Here is a 17,590-nt window from a genome sequence, read left to right on the forward strand (position 1 = left end):
ACCCCGGTACGTCCGACTCTCGCCCCGGGTGCGGGCTCACCCTGTCGGCGGTGTCGAAGCACAGATCGCCGACTCAGAGGACGTATGTTGAGATAACACCCGGATAACGGGGAAGGGGAACGGGAGACCCGGACGCGAGTCGTCGGTACACCCGTCGCCCGTTCCGGGTGAGATCGCATGAATCGGTGAACGACCGAAGGAGCTGACGACGTGCCTATCACTGCAAAGCGCCGCAAGGCCCGCAAGGAGGCCGAGGCGGCCCTCGCTCGCCTTCAGGGCCTGGCGAAGGACAGGGCCGACCGGATCGGCCCGTACGCGGACCAGGCTCGGGAACAGGCGGCACGCACGCTCCTCCAGGCCCGCGGTTGGACCGCGCCCCGGTTGGAGAACGCGGCCCTGCGAGTCGAGGACACCGTGGCACCCCGGGTCGCCGGGCTGCTCACGGCCGCGGCCCAGCGGGTCGATCCCGTTCCGGCCCGACGCGGACTGCGCCTCGGCGGACGTCGCGTCCCCCGCGGCCTCCTGATCGGGGGAGCCGCCCTGGCGGGCGGCGTGCTCGTGTACTCGCTGATCCGGATGCGTCAGGCATCCCAGGACGCCGAGTGGCAGGAGCACTTGGACCAGGCTCGCGAGCAGGTCAGGGAGACCCGCGAGAACCTGGAGGAGAAGGTCTCGAAGACGGCCGACAAGGCGGCCGACAAGGTCGAGAAGACCGCCGACGCCGCCAAGGAGAAGGCTCAGGACGCCAAGGAGACGGTGAAGACCGCCTCCGGTGACCGCTCGAAGGAGAACGGTCGTCCCGGGCGTTGAGGAAGCGATGAGCGCCGGGTGTGGACGATGAGGTCCCGCCCGCGCTCCTCCCCTCTCCCTCTCCCCTGAGGATCTCCTCCGCGGACGCGCTCAGTCGTCCTTGAGGATGCGGAACCTGTCGGGCATCGGGTAACGCCAGTCCTTCCCCATCAGGGAGGCGATGGTACCGATGGCCGGCAGGATCGCCCACCCGAGGACGATGAACAGCAGCATGAACGCCGGTACCACCAGCCAGATCAACAGCAGGCTGACGACCGAGCCGATGAGGCAGGCCAGCTGGAAGTTGAGCGATTCCATCGCCTGGCGCCGGATGTAGGGCGAGACCTGGTCCCCGATGAGGAACAGCAGCAACGGTGTGACGATCGGGAAGAAGTAGTTCCCCGCGTGGCCGACCCCGGCCACGACGCGCTCCACCGCCGTGCTCTCGATCGGGCCGTCCGCCTTGGCCGCACCGGAGACGGGCCCCGAGGTGCGACCGTTCGAAGAGAAACCCAGATCCTGGGTGAGGGGTTCGAGGTCTGCGCCGTACTTGGCGCGCATCGCCTGGTCGAGGCGCTCCTCGAACTCGTCCTCGTCGAGTTGTCCCTGACTGTAGGCCTCACGGAGCACCTCGGCGACGGCGTCCCGATCGGTGTGGGTCAAGCGGATCTGTGGCCGGGGGCGCTCCCAGGCGCGCCTCACCGGGTATTGAGGATCCTGCACGGCCATTTCCCTCTTCCCCCGCACGTCGGGAGTGCGACCGTACGGTCGCACTCCCTCCATGATGGGCGATGGGCGGCGGTCACGGTATCGGGATCGTCCCTGATCCTCCCCTGATCCGCCCCTCCTCCTCAGGTCGGATCGTCGGCCCCCGGACCCCCCACCTTCGTCGGTGCGCGTACCGGGTCGACCGGATGTCGCGGGGCCGTGACCCCCTCGTGCGCGATCGCGCCCGCCGAGGCTCTCCCCTCCTCGGCCGTACCACCGTCCCGGACGACGTGCGCACCCCCACGCGGGGCGCGCCCTCTCCCATGCCCGAGCGGTCGCACATCCCCCTAGCTGTGGGCGACGACCGGCGTCGACGCGCCGTGGGCGGGCTCCTGCCGATCCCGCTTCTCCTCATAGCGGCGTTCGGCGCTGGTCAACAGGTCGTACCAGCTGGTGACGTCCTTGCGGCGGCGCAGAAGGGCGCGCCGTTCGCGTTCGGTCATGCCTCCCCAGACACCGAACTCGATGCGGCTGTCCAAAGCCTCGGCGAGGCACTGGGTACGGACCGGGCAGCCCCGGCAGATCAATTTGGCGCGGTTCTGGGCCGCCCCCTGGACGAACAGGGCGTCCGGATCGATCTCCCGGCATTTGGCACGGGCCGCCATCTTCTCATTCCACATGTTGCCCCACTCCCAAGATCAGCATGTGTGGTGATCGGACCCACCGGCAGACATCGCCGGCGGGGAAGGAGGACGCGGGCCGAATCCGAGGACGGGAACAGGCTCGGGCGGGGGGCCGCCCGACCCGGCTTCGGGGGTCGATCGTTTCGGCGCGCTGCCTTCCTTGTTGTCGCTGGTGTCGAAACTACGGATCGTCTCAGTTCACCAACAGACCCCAACTGGCCTATTTCTCATATGGCCCAGTAGGACCATTGCACCTAGATGGAGTGTCATCATACACACACGGAGAGTTACACCACATCAGAGAAGGGGTCAGTCGTGACCCTAGCGAAACGCACCCGCGCGACTATTCCACAATAAGCCGGGTGACCTGCGGTTTCATCTCGGCCCACGAGCGATCCTCGCGGACCGGACGGACGTCACCGAAGTGGGTCACTCGGCCCCGACCTCACCCGAACGGACTATGTGACCACCCATGGCACACACACTCCGCAACCCCACAGGACGCCCATTTCGAACAGGGAGCGGATCACCCTTCCCTACTGATTAGTAACAGAAACAGTTCGTCGCACTTCGCGCTCGAAGTCCTTATTCCATCTGGTCAGAGGTCCCCAACTCGCATTTTCCGTGCTTATCCGTCAAAAGGCCGAATACCACCGAATGGGGTTGTAGGGGGTTCGGAGTGAACACGCGTCCCGCCGGCACCATCAGGTCAGGCCGAAAGTCATCGGGAAGCCGGCGGCCTCGTCGATCCGGGCGAGGCGCTGGTCGATCACCGAGAGGGAACGTGCGCCTCGGTGGGCGCGAGGTCCGGGCGTCAGGCCCCGGGAACGCGAAACGGGGACCCCCCGAAGGGAGTCCCCGTCACGTTCTCGATCTGCGCGTATCCGCAGTGGAGCCAAGGGGAGTCGAACCCCTGACCTCCGGTATGCAAATCGCCTGAGCACGAATCCCAGAACTGCGGGGACCCGGCTGACCTGCACCGGACCTTCCGACTGGTTCCCGCCGTTCCCCCTCGGTTCCTGCTGCCGTGTGCAATGAATGTGCAACGGGAGAACGCCCGCCACCGGCCCTGAATCCGGTGTTGCCACACGTGTCCGCTGGCGCTCGCCACCGCTCCCCCAGCCCCAGTACTCGGCAACCACGGTTCCGGGCGAGGTGCCCGATAGCGCTGGAGCCGGTCACCCGAGACAGACCGAGTCGCGCTATCGGGTGCCTCGGGATCTGAGCACGTCATCAGCTCGGGAAGCCGAGAACGCGGTTCACGGCTGACCTCGCAACTCTCGTACCTGTGCTGACGCGGTCCGTCCCCTCGTGGTTCCCCGCCGTTGACCGCCCCGTGTGGCACGTGTGTGGCACAGATTTTGTTCCCATTGTGTGAACAGAGCACAGATTGTCACACCCGCTCTGTACGGTCCTGAGCAGAGCGGTTGACCCTGTGCCAGAAGTACTGAGCAGTGGTCTACGAGCCGCAGCCACGTTGCTTCGGCCCGCGCTCGGAAGGGGAGGGGCTATGTCCCCGAGATATGTGAAGGTAAGGCTGGACTGCCGAGGTGCCCGTCAGGGCATCGACTTGTGCGTGCAGGTCGAACGGCAGGTCCCTGAGCCGCTACGGTGCACCCCGGGTGGCAGGCCAGCGGGGAGTGGAACCGGGCCGAATTTCTGCGCTGAGTGCGATGACCTCCTCAAGGACGGCAGTCGTCTTCGAGCACACGTCAACGACCTGACCAGAGGTGGCTGGGGCCGCTGGGTACGGGCTGGGTCAGTGGTCATTGGATGCGGCGGCTCGTAGGAGAAACCATCCGGCTGGAGCTCCTAACCCGAGGCATGTAGCTCTAGCCGGGATGAACCGCATGCAGTAACCACGAAATTGGGCCGAGGTGCCCGGTAGCGCTGGTGACGGCCACCCATGACGGTCACATTCCGCTACCGGGTGCCTCGGGATTTACGCACGTCATCAACCGATTTCGTTTGAACGGCAACCGTTCGTCTGCAGGCCGCGTCATGATGCCAAGTAGTACGGCCGTCGGCCGTGCGAGGGACCGGGCGGCAGCCCGCAGCCCGAGCGGCGGCCGGAGGCCGCTGCGACGGCGCTTGCGCCGTCGCCTTGATCCCATACAGCTAGTTTCAGCAGTTTGACAGGAAAGCGAGATCGTCTAATGGAAGAAAAGAAAAAGATATTCCTTTTTTTGGGATCATTCCCGCAGGCTGGCCTCCAGAATAAGCTGAAACTTTCAGATGTTTGGTATGCAACAAAACTTCCCGAGTCTTCACCTGAAAACTGGCACAAGATAACCCAAATACTAAAGAGTTCAGAACTGATTGGAGTGGTGGGAAAGTTTGGCCGAAGCACCTATCGGAGGCTCGCCTCAGAAGAGTATGAAAGCGCATCGAAAGAACTCCTATCTGCCCTGAGCAAAGTAGCACACGTCATTTTCATCCACGAAGATATCATCAACGGAGACGACACTCCCTACGATAAGATTTTCGACTACGGCGGAAATGCCTACGCATACGAGGATCACCTCGCCCAGATCCCCAAGGAGCAGACTGAAAGCGCGAACGCGCTACTCAAAGAACATGGAGTTCAAGTCACTGCCTATAAAAAGAATTCTGAGCTACATGTTCTTGCTGACTCCTTCATTGAAGACCTCGAAAATAATCTACTATTCAGAATCTACATTCCAAAAGGCAGGATTTACTCGAATGAGATGTCCCGCCTACTCGAACTATTCCAAGAGTGGCTGACTTCGGCCAAAAAAGAAAAAATCCGGCGGGACGGCTACAGGACTAGCAGCGGTCAGGTAATTGAGTTCTTCAGCGAGAGGAACTTCGACGGCGATGGCGTTTCTGGGGAAATCGAGGAATTCAGCCGTTTCCTTGATATTTGCTCCTACCCGGAAGAAGCATCCCGAGTACTCCAGGGAATTGGCGTCGACCAGTCGACGGCAACAGAGATGGTCCGGCGCTACTCCAAGGAAGTGCGACGACTACGAGTCGACATCAAGCAGGAGCGAGAACAGCGAATACTCCAAATTAGACACCGGATGGAATCTGAAATTATAGATGAACCAATAACTTCCAGCATTCAATGGCACGCTGTTGGCGGTCTCATTGCGAGCATGATTCCAGATCAACCAAGAGACATTTCTTCGGTCATGAGACACCAAATATTCAGCCCCAATGAATCCGGAGGACATATACAGATTAATCAGCAAATCATCGAACGGGCGTACGGAGAAGTTACGCAGAATATTGCTGGCACCCAGCACTTTGGTCCAGATGCCCAAGCCTTAATCGAGCTCATCAGAACACACGGAGAAGCACAAGAGATCGATCTAATCGCCTCCGTGCATGAGCTCTCTGACGACGAAGCCCGTACAGCAGAACGATTGACGGCAAAGCAGAAGCTAAAGAGCTTTTTGCTTCGATCAAGAGATCAAATTGAGTCCACAGCATTTGGAATCGCCCAATCTTACATAGAGTCCCAAATGGGCCTCTAGTCCAACCCGGGATCAAGGATATTTCCAGGGGAAATATTAATAAACCAGATCTTGCGGCCGGAGAAGGTGGCACAGTTGCCCCATGAGATAGTCAGTGCATCAAGGAGGAAAAGGGTGCAACCGTGCTCGGCGTCGGATTCGGGCTGTGCTACATACGAGGCGTCGAAGTACGAACCACCGTGGACGGTGACGCGCACACTGTGGCCCTGCTCATGCTCGATGAGGACGCCGAACTCCGGCCAGCGGAGGCTGGACGGTGTGTGCTGGACCTCGTTAGTGGCCAACTCGATCTTGAGTAGTACTGCGTCGTCCACGACCTGGCAGTCGCCCAGCCGGTCGGCGGCGAGAGCGCGTAAACCCACTCACCATCCTTCGGGCGCGCACTTCATCTGACATTGCGGTAGACCTTCGGTATGGCTGACGGACCGTTGAGGGAACTGGGTGAAACGCTGCGTGCGGCACGTAAGGGGGAGCGCTGCTCGGGTGCTGTGCTGGCATCGCGTGCGGGTGTCTCGCAGCCGACCGTGTCGCGGGTGGAGAGCGGGCAACGCGTCGCCAGCGTGGAAGCGGTAGAGCAGTTGATCGCGGCTCTGCCGTTCTCGCAGGAAGAGGCCAAGCGGCTGACCCTGATGGCCCGGGATGCCTACGCGCTCACCTCGTCGGAGAAGCGGGTGGATGCCGGGGTCTCACTCGTTCCTGGTGCTGGGCGCAAGCTCCTCACGTCAGCGTCGGTGGTGTGGGGATTCCAAAACGCGATGGTTCCGGCGGTGTTGCGGGTTCCCGAGTACGCGACCGCTGCCGGTGGTGGCGCAGGCTCGTTTGCGGACTGGGACAGGGTTTTGGCGGACGAAGGCAAGTCCTTCCGGTTCGTGGTGACCGAGTCGGCGCTACGCACCTGGCCCGGATCGGGTGAGTTCATGCCCGCCCAACTCGAACACCTCCTGACCTTCGCTGAGCGGGCGAACGTGTCCCTCGGGGTGATCCCGTGGGGTAGGGGTCTGCCGATGATGCCTCCGCACGGGTTCACCCTGTGCGATGAGACCGGTGTGCTGGTGGAGACCTTCACCGCCGAGATGACCCTGACCGGACAGAAGCACGTCACCCCCTATCAAGATGCCTTCGAAGCCCTGACCGCTGTGGCCGTGACCGGGGACGACTTCCGCCGGGTGGTCGAGGGTGTGGCCGCTGACATCACCCGTTTTATTCAGTTAATTCATTGAATAAATGAGGTGTTCTGCCGTACTCTGCCGTCACGAGACAGGTGTATAGCCCTCTAGACGGTGGTGGTGTTGTGCGTAACTGGGCCCGAATGTTCCCTGGTCATGTCGATGAGATCGCCCGAGTACGCACCTTCGTGCGCGCCTTACTGCAAGACCACCCCACCGGCGATGACGCCGTACTGATCGCCAGCGAACTGGCCACCAACGCCCTGCGGCACACCCGCAGCTCCGGAGACGGTGGCATGTTCGTGGTCCGGATCAACGACCACGGCGACCGGGTCCGCATCGCGGTGGTCGACTACGGCAGTAACCATGACTGGGACGGCAAAATCGTCTCTCCCGAACCCTGGACCGAGCACGGTCGGGGCCTGGTGCTCGTGGACGCCCTGGCCAAACAGTGGGGCGTGGTTCCCGAACCCGTGGGCACCTGCGTGTGGGCGGACCTGGCCACCTACCTCAAGCTGTGAGCGGTCCCCGCATGCCCCGGCGCCGCACGCGTTTCGTGGTCGTGGACGCGGAAACCGGGGCGGAGATTTCACCTGTGCTGTCTAGGGTCCTAGACTCGGTGCGTACGACCGAGGGGGCACTGATGCCGGGCCAGTTCGAACGCATAGCCGAAATGGAAGACCCATTCGAGGTGCTGCGTGCTGCGACCGAGCGCCTGGCCGAAGCACAGCAGGAAGTGACCGAGCTATCTCGGCTGCGGCGTCGGCTGATCCAGGATCTGCACGCCCAAGGCATGTCCTATGCCCAGATCGCGGAGAAGGCCGGACTCAGCCGCGGGCGCATCCACCAGATCCGCCACACCGGCCCTGCCCCCGAAGCAGCCTTCCTGGGTGTGGGAACGGTGACCGTCGCGACCCCGCTGCGGCACGACCAGGTCAAGGACCGCCCCGTGCTGTCGCTGGACGACATGGCCACCGGACAGGCCCTCGAAGAGCTGGTGCGCTCCTTCGACATGCAGGCGCTCTCCGACCACGTCACCGTCGACGGCCGTGTGGATCTGAACCGGCCCAACCTGGTGGTGGTGTGCGGGCCTGCCATGTCCGAGGCCATGCGCACCGCCTATGACACTGACCCCGTCATCCGGTGGGAGCACCCGCGCAAGGGGCTGTGGCTGCTCACCGACACCCGCACCGGCGAAAGCTACCGGTCCGGACAGGAGATGGACCCCCAGCAGCCCACCGACGTGGCTTACCTCGGTCGCCTGCCGCGACCGGACGGCAAGGGCACCTTCCTGGCCATTGGCGGAATCCACCCCCAGGGTTCACGCGGGGTCGCGCATTTCCTCAACGGTGAAGTCGCCTCCCTGTGGGGGCAGGTGGGTTCCGAACGCTTCTCGGTGCTGGTGCGCAGCACCTACGACCCCGACACGGGTCTTCCGCAAAGCGCTGAGCTGATCACGCCCGTCTACCGCCACGACCAGGACGAGAAGTAGTAGAGCCATGCCGTTCCTGCTGGCCACCGACCCCGGCAACCCCGACCAGGCAAACGAGGACGTCGCCGCCCTGACCACCAACGGGGCGGTGCTCTTGGACGGGGCCAGTGCGCCGGCGGGGATCGACATCGGGTGTGAGCACGGGGTGGCCTGGCACACCCGCCGCCTGGCCGGTCTGCTGCTCGCCGGGCTCCTGGGAACTGACTCGCTGAGAACAGTGCTGGCCCAAGCCATCACCACCATGGCCGAACTCCACGGTCCCGCCTGCGATGTGACCGACCAGGAATTTCCCTCGGCCACCGTCATCCTGGTTCGCCTGACCGGTGAACAGTTGGACTACCTCGTGCTCTCGGACTCGGTCCTGCTGATGCGCCACGCCAACGGCACGGTCTCGACCATCGCTGACACCCGCCTGGACGACCTGAAAACCGAGCTGGGGCGCGACCGTTCCGGGGCCAAGCGCTCTGTGCGCACTCTGCGCAACACCCCGGGCGGGTTCTGGACAGCCGGTGTGGATGCCCGTGCCGCTGATGAGGCACTGACCGGGTCCCTGCCCCTGACGGACGTGACCGGCTTCGCCGCCATGACCGACGGCGCGACGCGTGGCGTGGAGGTCTTCGGCTCCCAGACCTGGGAAGACTGCTACCTCCTCGCCGCCGAGAAGGGCCCTGGCGCGCTGATCGACCACGTGCGCGAACTGGAACAGGGAGACGCTGACCAGGGGCGATACATATCCGGCAAGCTTCATGACGACGCCACCGTCGTCACCTGGACCCACGACTGAGTACCCCCCTAGACAATCCTCGGTCGGCTTGTTACCTTCTTGCGTAGGCCCCTAGACAGTTGTTGTTGGTGGCGCTCGCCACTGAGTGTCTAGGGGGGTCGACAACATGGAGGGCTGATTGATGGCTATTCAGGGTGCGTTGCCGGTGGCGTTCGACGTGGTCTTTCCTGCGGGTGCGTTCGCGCTCGGGGTGGAAGCGATCACCGACTTTGAGACCAAGCGTCCGCAGATGGACAAGGACACCGGGTTGCCGCTGTGGGCGGTGGACGTGATCGACGCTGACCCCGAAGCGCGTGGCAAGGCGAAGTCGGTGAAGGTCAAGGTCGCCGCGAACGTGTGCCCGACCCTGCCCGACGAGGTTCCAGGGCTGCCGTTCCGGCCGATCGAGTTCGAGGCGATGGCGGTCATGCCCTACGTGGACGACAACGGTCGTCGCCCTCGGGTGGCGTACTCGCTGCGGGCTCGGGGTGTGAAGGCTCCCGGCGCTGCTGGTGGTCGTCGTGCTCCGGCCAAGGAAGCGGCCTGACCCCTCCTGACACATGAAGCGGGGCGGCCTGGTGTTGGCGCACCTAGCCGCCCCTTTAACCCCCTGCTGGACTGCGAAATCTCAGAAGAGGTGCCCCCAGTATGTCCGAGAACCGAACCAACCTGTCCGCTCTGACCGGCCCTGAGCTGGTCCGCGTGTTCCTGGACGCCTACGACCAGCCCCGCACCACCAAGGCAGAGCGGGCGGAGTTCTTCGACTTCAAGTCCCGGATCTTCGCCGCTATCGCTGAGCGGGACGGCAACCCCGACGCTGCCCGCTTCGCCGCGTGTGCTCGTGCTGACTCCGAACTGCTGTGGGCGGAGATCGCCGCCTCCGAGGCTCTGAACGGTGGTGGTCGGTGATGATGCGCCAACCCAAGATCGGGGTTTCCCAGTCCTCCCCGACCCTGCCCACACCAGCCCAAGGGGTGCGGTGGACGACTCCGATCGTGGAAACCCCCGGCATCGTCGTCCTGGCTTCCTGGATCTACCGCCTGGTGCGGCTGGTGGTGCTGCTGCCGTTCCGCTTCCCCGTCATGACCGGCTCCACCACGGCCGTGGTGGCCTGCTGGTGGTACCTGTCCTGGCCCGGACTGGCCTCCCTCGCTGGGATGCTGGCTGTGGTCTCGCTCATCTGGTGGCGCACCTGGCCCATCTCCTACCGGTACTGCGTGACCTGGCGGCTGCTCGCCTGGTGGCGACACCTGGCCGTCTACCGGCGCCACTGGCAACCGGTCCTGGTCATCTCCGGGCTGGCCGAGTCCTACCAGGAACGCCGCTACCTGCCCCGCATCCGAAGGGTCACCTGCAACGACCGGGCCGACTACGTGCGTGTCTCCCTCGTGGCCGGAACTGCTCCCTCCGACTTTGAGCACCGGGTGGTGGAGCTGGCGCACGGGTTCGCCGCCCCCTCCTGCCGCGTCACCGTGAACGGGCCGCGTGATGTCACCTTGGAGTTCCCCCGACACGACACCCTCACCGAACCCTTGGACGCCCTACCGGTCCCTGAGTGCCCGGACCTGGCTGCGCTCCCGGTCGGCAAGCGCGAGGACGGCACCGCGTGGAAACTCCGCCTGCACGGAACCCACGTCCTGATCGTCGGCGTCACCGGTGCGGGCAAGGGCTCGGTGCTCTGGTCCGCGATCCGCGCCATGCTCCCCGCCATCGCTGATGGGACGGCGCAGGTGTGGGGGATCGACCCCAAACGCATGGAACTGGCCTACGGGCGGGAGCTGTTCGCCCGCTATGCGGACACGGGAGAGGCCGCGGTGGCCTTGCTCGAACACGCGGTAGCGCAGATGCAGGAACGCGCTGAACGGTATGCGGGTAAGCAGCGCTCACACTCTCCGACCACGGCTGATCCGTTCGTGGTCGTGGTCCTGGACGAGGTCGCCTTTCTGACTGCCTACCACCCGGACCGGGACGTGCGGAAACGCTCGGAGAACGCGATCGCCACCCTGACCTCACAAGGCCGCTCGGTCGGATTCTCGGTACTGGCCGCGCTCCAGGACCCGCGCAAGGAGGTGATGAACCTTCGGAACCTGTTCCCGGACAAGATCGCCCTGCGGTTGGACGAGGCATCCCAGGTGGACATGGTCCTCGGAGAAGGAGCCCGCGAACGCGGGGCTGAGGCGCACCTGATCGACCCCACCCTTCCCGGGGTGGCCTACGTCCGCCTGGAAACCTCACCCTCCCCGGTACGGGTACGTGCCGCCTACGTCTCCGACGAGAACATCACCGCCATGGCAGATGGCTACGGCGCGGACTCGTCCTCCGATTCGGAGGTGGCCTGATGGGTGTTGGCCCGTGCCTTTCTACGCCGGTACCACTCGGACCACGCCAACAGCAGAGCCCACCACAGCACGGCTCCGAACACGTGTATCGGGAAGTCAACGAACTGCATGAGGAGGAACGGGGGCAGGAAGAACAAGGCTCCGAGCCAAAAGCGGCGTCGTTCGTCCATAGACAAGGCTTCCGTGCCTTTCGGGTGGTGCTCTGATGCCGACTCCTACCGGTAAGTCGACACGGGCCGAACGACTCGCGCAACCCCTGGCCCGTGAGGTGGCCGAACAGGTCGCCGCTGACCACGGTGTGTGCATCCGGCCGGTCTCTCTTCGACGTACGAACATCGCGACCGGTGCCACCGAGGTGATCGACGTCCCCTGCGGGTCCACCTTGGAGTCACGGTGTCCGGCCTGTGCGAAAAGGAAGCGGTCCCTGCGGCGCTCTCAGTGTGAAGAGGGTTGGCACCTGGCCACCGAACCCGTCGTAGAGCCCGACCCACCCACACAGCAGCAACAGGGCTGGGTGGAACAGCGCGCCACGGTCACCGCTGAACGGGACCGCCTGGCCGCCACCGGAGCGGCTGAACCCGAACAGCTCGCTGCGCTGGATGCTGCCATCGCGGACTTGGACGAGGAGATCAGTGCCTCTGGTCTGCGGGGCTCGGTTACCCGCTCGGCCTCCTCCGAGTCAGGTCCGCGTCGGGTGCGCTCCACCAAACGCCGTCAGGACGCCCCGGATCTGCCCAAGCGACCCATGACCAGGAAGACGGTCGGGCGAGCGTTCACCGACCCTGACTCGGGCAAGGTGTTCCGTCCCTCCCTGTTCCTCACGCTCACCCTGGACTCCTACGGGCGGGTGCGCTCGGACGGCACACCTGTCGACTTCTCGACCTATGACTACCGGCGGGCCGCCCGGGACACCCTGCACTTCTCCAAGCTCGTGGACCGGTTCGTACAGAACCTGCGCCGGGTCGCCGGATTCGATGTCCAGTACTTCGCCTCCGTCGAACCCCAACGCCGCCTCGCTCCGCATCTGCACATGGCCACACGCGGAACCCTGCCCCGGGCTGAGCTGCGCCAGATCGCCGCTGCGACCTACCACCAGGTGTGGTGGCCTGCCGCTGACACGGTGGTCTACGAGGGCGAAAATCTGCCTGCCTGGGAGGAATCCATAGGTGGCTATGTCGACATGACGACTGGTCAAGTCCTTCCGACTTGGGATGAGGCACTGGATGAACTCGACGCTGATCCCGATCCGGAGCCCTTTCACGTGGTGCGGTTCGGAAAGCAGGTGGATGCCAAGGGGGTCGTGGCCGGGACCGAGGACGCCGCGCGGTGTGTGCGCTACCTGGCCAAGTACCTGACCAAGGACATCGCCGACTGCCACGCCGCCGAGAGCACTCGGCAGGAACAGCACGTGGACCGGCTCATGGAAACCCTCCGGTATGAGCCCTGCTCGCCCCGGTGCTCCAACTGGCTCCGCTACGGCATCCAACCCCAGGACCCCAAAGCCGGTCAGCGTCCCGGGTTCTGCCGCTCCAAAGCCCACCGCCGCGAACACCTGGGCTACGCGGGCCGCCGCGTCCTGGTCTCCCGCAAGTGGTCCGGCAAGACCCTGGCCGACCACAAGGCCGACCGGCTGGCCTGGGTCCTGAACGCCCTGGGCGTGGACCCCACCAACGAGGCCCAGGGCGACGACACCAACCCCCGGCCTCCGGCGCTGACCTCGGTCAACTCCGGTGACTTCGCCTGGGAAGTGGCCCGACCCACCGACCCTGACGTGGCTCCCCGAGAACAACGCCTACTGAGGGCCGTGGGTGAAGCACTGAAACGCCGGACCCAGCTTCACGCCGCACGCCAACACGACTCTTCGGCAACTGACGAGACGAGGGCCGCATGACCACCCCCACCGTTCCCCTGCCCCGCTCTGAGACAGCCCTGTGGTCGGTCCCCGACGCAGCCGCCTACCTCCGCGTGCCTCCCAAGACCCTCTACGAATGGCGCTACAAGGGCGACGGGCCTCCCTCCCACCGCATCGGCCGGTACGTGCGCTACGTGCCCGCTGAGGTCCACGCGTGGGTCACCTCCCGCTGAGCACTCCCCCACCTGGAAAGGCAACCCCCGATGGCTCGCGCATGGGTCTACGACCGCACCAAGGACAAGGCGTTCAACGAGGCCGTGAAGGCGGCCAAGGAAGCCAAACGGACCCCTCCCGCCCGGTGGATGGTCCGCTACTACGATCCCGCTGGCCGTTTGAAGAGCGGTGGCACGTTCCAGAGGAAGCCGGACGCTGAGAGGCGCAAATCCGAGCTTGAGGGGGAGCTCAACGCGGGGAGCTTCCGGGACCCGTCCGAGGGCAGGGCGACGGTCGGTGAACTCGCTGAGAGGTGGCTCAAGGCCCAGCACCACCTGAAGCGGTCGACGCGCCGGGACTACCGCGAATACCTCGACAACTACGTTCTCCCTGAGTGGGGAGACGTCGCCGTGAACAAGGTGCGGTTCGAGGCGGTATCCGACTGGGTGAACCGGCTCGTCCACGAACCGGGTAAACGAGGTGGGACGCTGAGCGCCTCCTACGTGCGCAAGGTCTTCTACACGCTCTCGCACGTCCTCGGCTGGGCGGTGAAGTCGCGTCGGATCCTGGTCAGTCCGGCCCGTGAGGTGCCGCTCCCGAAGATCGCTCCGAGCCGGCACGTCTACCTCGACCCCGTCCAGGTCGAACGGCTCGCCTCGTGTTCGGGTGAGTACCGGGTCCTGATCCTGTTGCTCGCCTACACCGGCCTGCGGTGGGGTGAGGTCTCGGCAATCAGGGTCGGCCGGGTCGACCTGGCGCGGCACCGGATCCACATCGAGGAGACCTATGGCCGGGAGTCGGGAACGCTGTACCTGGACACGCCCAAGAACCACGAACAGCGGGCCGTGCCGATCCCCGGGTTCCTGCTCGAAGAGCTCCGGTCCCTGTGTGAGGGCAGGGATGCGGACGAACTGGCCTTCACCGCTCCCCAGGGCGGGCCGCTGCACTACGACAACTTCCGCAGACGGGTCTTCAATCCGGCCGTGAAGGACGCGGGGCTCGCGGAGCTGGAGGTGACCGCGCACAAGCTCCGGCACACGGCCGCGTCGTTGGCGATCGCCTCGGGGGCCGACGTGAAGGTGGTGCAGATGATGCTGGGGCACAAGACGGCGACGATGACCCTCGACACCTACGGGCACCTGTTCCCGGACCGCCTGGACGAGGTCGCCCGGAAGATGGGGGAGAGGCGGGACGCCGCGCTGCGTGAGTCGGGAGACTCCAACGGGGAGCCCGGTCGGGCCGCCTGACCGCGCGAGGAATGTGCACTGAATGTGCAACGGCCACCCGGGCTGTTCGCCTGGGTGGCCGTCTTCACGTCCGTGACGTGCGTAAACGCTTGTGGAGCCAAGGGGAGTCGAACCCCTGACCTCCGGTATGCAAAACCGGCGCTCTGCCAGCTGAGCTATGGCCCCTCGCGCCGCGGCACCAGGCCCGGTCGCTACGCAGAGCATACCCTCACCAGGGCGCGCCCCCGACGCCCACGGCCGAGGAGCCATGACTCAGGGATTCAACAGCACAAAGCCGTGGGCCGCACCACGGGAGCGCCCGCCCACCCACGCCTTCGTGTCGCGCACTGGCATCGGACGGCGCGCGCCGCGCCGTACCGGCTCAGTTCTCGCCGGCCGCCGTGGCCTCGGTCCACAGGTCGAGCTCGGCACGGTCCGCCTGGATCTTGCGGTAGATGGCGAAAGCCCCGAGGGCCACCAGCGCCAGCACGATGATCTTCTTCACTGTCTGGACCCTTTCGTTGATCCGGTTCGTCCGAAGCCCCCACAAGAGGGCTCCACAGAGAACTTTATGAGGTTGTCACCTAGCAGACTAGCAAGCCGTCAGGTGAGGAGCGCCATCCGCCGCAGGATCCCGAGAGTGGTCTCCGGGGAGAGGGCGATCCGGGTCAGTTCCGACCAGACCCTCTTGCAGGATGCCACCGCCTCCTCGGCCTCGACGATCACCCCTCCCTGTGTCGCGTCCACGTACGCCAGGGCGGCCTCGCCCTCGTCGAACTCCAACACCGTGAACGGACCCGCGATCCCCGGGTGCGGACCGGCGGAGGTCGGCAGCAACTGCACCGACACCCGATCCGACCCGGAGGCGACCTCGATGATCCGGGTCGTCTGCGCCCGCAGGAGGTCCCGGTCACCGGAGATCCGTTGAAGGGCGTCCTCCTCGACGATCGCGTGGTACTGGACCTGCTCCAGGACCTCCTGGCGCTTGAGATGGGCGGTGACCATCCGCTCCACCGCGTCCTCCCCGTGGCCTAGAGCGCGACCCACGGTCGCCGTGTAGTCGGGCACCTGGAGGAGATCCGGGACGAGGATGCCCGCGTACACCTGGAGGGCCACCGCACCCGCCTCGTTGCCCACGTAGGCGGAGGAGAGGACGTCCTCGTACTCGGTCCACCACGGCCGCAACCGCGATTCCCGCACCAGGGTCAGGATCGCCTCCCGCTGCCCGCCCGTGACCCCGTACAGGCGCAGCAGGGCGGAGATCTCCATGACCGAAGGCCATTTACGGATACCCGTCTCGATATGCCCCAGCTTCGCCGGCGACCACTCCAACTCCTCGGCGACATCGCTGAGGGTCAACCCCGCCTGAACGCGGCGACGACGAAGCTCGGCGGACAACCGCCGGCGGCGGACCGTGGGACTGGTCATGGCACCGTTCCAATGACGGAGAGTGTCGAGGGTATGTGACCAGCGAAACACGGCATCTAGCATCTAGCAATGAGTTTCTAGAAAACAGCCGCCGATTCGATGCATTAAGGAGGAAAGTCCCCCGATCCCATCGATCAACGCTTCCCGGCAAGAGAATCCCACGAGCACCACGGGTCACCGGAAGTGCGATCGCCGGGACCTGGGGGACGCACCTCGATACCCGGTGAAGGAAAGCGCGTACGATGCAGGAGATGCCCGCCCAGGCGGGCTCGCCCGCAGACGTAGAGGAAACCCATGAGCCACCCCATCGACGACGTCGAGCAGTTGATCGCGAACGCCGAAGCGGAGATGCCACCGAGCACCCGTTCCCGCCTCATCGCGAAACTCCGCATGGGGAAGCACATCGACGAGGCCGCCTCGGAGCTGGAGATCAGCCCGCGACAGGTGTTCTCCACCGCTCGGATCCTCAAGCCGTTCGGCGAACAGCTCGACTCCACCCTGATCGCCCAGCGCGACCCGTCCCTGCCCCACGGGACCGTCACGGGTTACAACAAGCGATGCCGCTGCCCGGAATGCCGCAGCGCGCTCCAGCGCCGCGTCTGACCGTCCGACCTGGCTCTATGCGTAGTTAACCCAGACTTCTCACACCAATTCACTTACCGCAGGCTTATCGGTGCCCGGGACGGGGGAAACCGCAAGCATGAACGAGCACGTGGACTGGTCGGCGATGAGCGACGAGGACTTCGTAACGCTGCTGCGGCAGCTCATCGAGGTTCCGGAAGCCGACGAGGACTGACCGACAACAGCCCCACCCCCTCCTTCCACAACACGCGGGTCCCCCGACCGTCGCCCGCGCTCTCAGAGCGCCCACGACCACCGGGGGAGCCTGGGCCCAAGCCCATGCCCGCGCAACAGCCCCGGCGCCCGTCTCGGCCGCGCTCCCGCCGCTGACGGTAGAGCATACGTCCGCCGAGCCTTGAGGCGCTTTCGACTCGCCCCTCACCGTGGGGGCGATCTCGTGGGGGCCGCGGGTTGGCTTTCCCTCGGGCCAGGAGGTACCGCCCCGACCGGAAATCGACGTTCCCGCACGAGCCCGGGGGTTGTCGGTCATACGCTCCCGCGCGGCCCGGGGGGCCTGGTCTCTGACCCGGCCTCGGGAGCCGCCCTACCCCACCCCACACAAAAAAAAGGGGGGCGGCCCCCGACCACCCCCCACCACAACACAAAAAAAGGGGGGCCGTCCGAAGACAACCCCCCCACAGGGAAAGCCCCCCACCCGAAGACAGAGGACTCTCGACCCGAAAAAAAACCGTGGCGGCAACCTACTCTCCCACCCCACCACAGGGCAGTACCATCAGCGCAAGGAGACTTAACGACCGGGTTCGGAATGAGACCGGGTGTGACCCTCCCACCATAACCACCACGGAAACC

General features: G+C 65.1%; 19 protein-coding genes, 1 tRNA gene and 1 rRNA gene. 13 read left to right on the plus strand and 8 right to left on the minus strand.

Features of this window, described 5'->3' with window-relative positions; translation table 11 throughout:
* The first annotated feature begins 210 nt into the window (after window positions 1-210).
* On the plus strand, window positions 211-810 hold the full coding sequence (locus RM479_RS21580) for a hypothetical protein (protein ID WP_311513577.1): 600 nt from the start codon (window positions 211-213) through the stop codon (window positions 808-810).
* A 90-nt stretch (window positions 811-900) separates the two neighbouring features.
* Here the strand turns inward: RM479_RS21580 and RM479_RS21585 are convergent, their stop codons facing one another.
* Together RM479_RS21585 and RM479_RS21590 are read right to left on the minus strand one after the other, a co-directional pair.
* Complete coding sequence (locus RM479_RS21585; RefSeq protein WP_311513578.1) at window positions 901-1,452, minus strand: DUF1707 and DUF4870 domain-containing protein; 552 nt, start codon at window positions 1,450-1,452, stop codon at window positions 901-903.
* Window positions 1,453-1,844: 392 nt separating this feature from the next.
* Complete coding sequence (locus tag RM479_RS21590; protein WP_274812220.1) at window positions 1,845-2,177, minus strand: WhiB family transcriptional regulator; 333 nt, start codon at window positions 2,175-2,177, stop codon at window positions 1,845-1,847.
* 2,159 nt (window positions 2,178-4,336) lie between these two features.
* Between RM479_RS21590 and RM479_RS21595 the strand changes: the two genes are divergently transcribed.
* Window positions 4,337-5,680: a hypothetical protein gene (locus RM479_RS21595; RefSeq protein ID WP_311513579.1), complete on the plus strand. Its 1,344-nt coding sequence runs from the start codon at window positions 4,337-4,339 to the stop codon at window positions 5,678-5,680.
* Here the strand turns inward: RM479_RS21595 and RM479_RS21600 are convergent.
* Entirely contained in the window at window positions 5,677-6,042 is a 366-nt protein-coding gene (locus tag RM479_RS21600; protein ID WP_311513580.1) for an ATP-binding protein, read from the minus strand. The genes RM479_RS21595 and RM479_RS21600 overlap by 4 nt on opposite strands.
* Before the next feature lie 51 nt (window positions 6,043-6,093).
* On the opposite strand from RM479_RS21600, the gene RM479_RS21605 reads away from it, so the two are divergent.
* From RM479_RS21605 to RM479_RS21635, 7 genes are all read left to right on the plus strand, one after another.
* The gene (locus RM479_RS21605) at window positions 6,094-6,900 is read left to right on the plus strand and encodes a helix-turn-helix transcriptional regulator (RefSeq protein WP_311513581.1); all 807 of its coding nucleotides are present in this window, start codon (window positions 6,094-6,096) and stop codon (window positions 6,898-6,900) included.
* Between the two features lie 89 nt (window positions 6,901-6,989).
* On the plus strand, window positions 6,990-7,367 hold the full coding sequence (locus RM479_RS21610) for an ATP-binding protein (RefSeq protein ID WP_311513582.1): 378 nt from the start codon (window positions 6,990-6,992) through the stop codon (window positions 7,365-7,367).
* A gap of 152 nt (window positions 7,368-7,519) precedes the next feature.
* Window positions 7,520-8,338 (plus strand): sigma-70 RNA polymerase sigma factor region 4 domain-containing protein, encoded by an 819-nt coding sequence (locus RM479_RS21615; RefSeq protein WP_311513583.1) that lies wholly within the window; start codon window positions 7,520-7,522, stop codon window positions 8,336-8,338.
* Window positions 8,339-8,345: 7 nt separating this feature from the next.
* Complete coding sequence (locus tag RM479_RS21620; RefSeq protein ID WP_311513584.1) at window positions 8,346-9,122, plus strand: protein phosphatase 2C domain-containing protein; 777 nt, start codon at window positions 8,346-8,348, stop codon at window positions 9,120-9,122.
* Window positions 9,123-9,243: 121 nt separating this feature from the next.
* On the plus strand, window positions 9,244-9,648 hold the full coding sequence (locus RM479_RS21625) for a plasmid replication, integration and excision activator (RefSeq protein WP_311513585.1): 405 nt from the start codon (window positions 9,244-9,246) through the stop codon (window positions 9,646-9,648).
* A gap of 101 nt (window positions 9,649-9,749) precedes the next feature.
* Window positions 9,750-10,010 (plus strand): hypothetical protein, encoded by a 261-nt coding sequence (locus RM479_RS21630; RefSeq protein ID WP_311513586.1) that lies wholly within the window; start codon window positions 9,750-9,752, stop codon window positions 10,008-10,010.
* Complete coding sequence (locus RM479_RS21635) at window positions 10,010-11,440, plus strand: FtsK/SpoIIIE domain-containing protein (protein WP_311513587.1); 1,431 nt, start codon at window positions 10,010-10,012, stop codon at window positions 11,438-11,440. Before RM479_RS21630 ends, RM479_RS21635 begins: the two co-directional genes overlap by 1 nt.
* Here RM479_RS21635 and RM479_RS21640 read toward each other — a convergent pair.
* Window positions 11,401-11,610 (minus strand): hypothetical protein, encoded by a 210-nt coding sequence (locus RM479_RS21640; RefSeq protein ID WP_311513588.1) that lies wholly within the window; start codon window positions 11,608-11,610, stop codon window positions 11,401-11,403. The genes RM479_RS21635 and RM479_RS21640 overlap by 40 nt on opposite strands.
* Before the next feature lie 35 nt (window positions 11,611-11,645).
* Here RM479_RS21640 and RM479_RS21645 point away from each other — a divergent pair, with 35 nt between their 5' ends.
* From RM479_RS21645 to RM479_RS21655, 3 genes are read left to right on the plus strand one after another with little or no spacing between them, the layout of a single operon-like run.
* Window positions 11,646-13,331 carry a replication initiator gene (locus RM479_RS21645; protein WP_311513589.1) on the plus strand — a complete coding sequence of 562 codons (1,686 nt, stop codon included), beginning with the start codon at window positions 11,646-11,648 and terminating at the stop codon, window positions 13,329-13,331.
* Window positions 13,328-13,525, plus strand: coding sequence for a helix-turn-helix transcriptional regulator (locus RM479_RS21650; protein WP_311513590.1), 198 nt, complete (start codon window positions 13,328-13,330; stop codon window positions 13,523-13,525). The genes RM479_RS21645 and RM479_RS21650 overlap by 4 nt, the downstream gene beginning before the upstream one ends.
* Window positions 13,526-13,555: 30 nt before the next feature.
* Window positions 13,556-14,752 carry a tyrosine-type recombinase/integrase gene (locus tag RM479_RS21655; RefSeq protein WP_311513591.1) on the plus strand — a complete coding sequence of 399 codons (1,197 nt, stop codon included), beginning with the start codon at window positions 13,556-13,558 and terminating at the stop codon, window positions 14,750-14,752.
* Window positions 14,753-14,844: 92 nt separating this feature from the next.
* On the opposite strand, the gene RM479_RS21660 is transcribed toward RM479_RS21655, so the two are convergent.
* The 3 genes from RM479_RS21660 to RM479_RS21670 form a co-directional block, all read right to left on the minus strand.
* Window positions 14,845-14,917: transfer RNA gene (locus RM479_RS21660), tRNA-Ala, on the minus strand.
* 196 nt (window positions 14,918-15,113) lie between these two features.
* Window positions 15,114-15,236, minus strand: a complete 123-nt coding sequence (locus tag RM479_RS21665) for a DLW-39 family protein (RefSeq protein ID WP_218619584.1) — start codon at window positions 15,234-15,236, stop codon at window positions 15,114-15,116.
* Window positions 15,237-15,334: 98 nt separating this feature from the next.
* Window positions 15,335-16,159 (minus strand): helix-turn-helix domain-containing protein, encoded by an 825-nt coding sequence (locus tag RM479_RS21670; protein WP_311513592.1) that lies wholly within the window; start codon window positions 16,157-16,159, stop codon window positions 15,335-15,337.
* A 294-nt stretch (window positions 16,160-16,453) separates the two neighbouring features.
* Between RM479_RS21670 and RM479_RS21675 the strand changes: the two genes are divergently transcribed.
* Complete coding sequence (locus RM479_RS21675) at window positions 16,454-16,762, plus strand: hypothetical protein (protein ID WP_274813178.1); 309 nt, start codon at window positions 16,454-16,456, stop codon at window positions 16,760-16,762.
* A gap of 706 nt (window positions 16,763-17,468) precedes the next feature.
* On the opposite strand, the gene rrf is transcribed toward RM479_RS21675, so the two are convergent.
* A 5S ribosomal RNA gene (rrf, locus tag RM479_RS21680) occupies window positions 17,469-17,584 on the minus strand.
* Between the last annotated feature and the right edge of the window lie 6 nt (window positions 17,585-17,590).

Origin of the sequence: Nocardiopsis lambiniae (assembly GCF_031845465.1) — a bacterium.
Taxonomy (GTDB): Bacteria; Actinomycetota; Actinomycetes; order Streptosporangiales; family Streptosporangiaceae; genus Nocardiopsis; species Nocardiopsis lambiniae.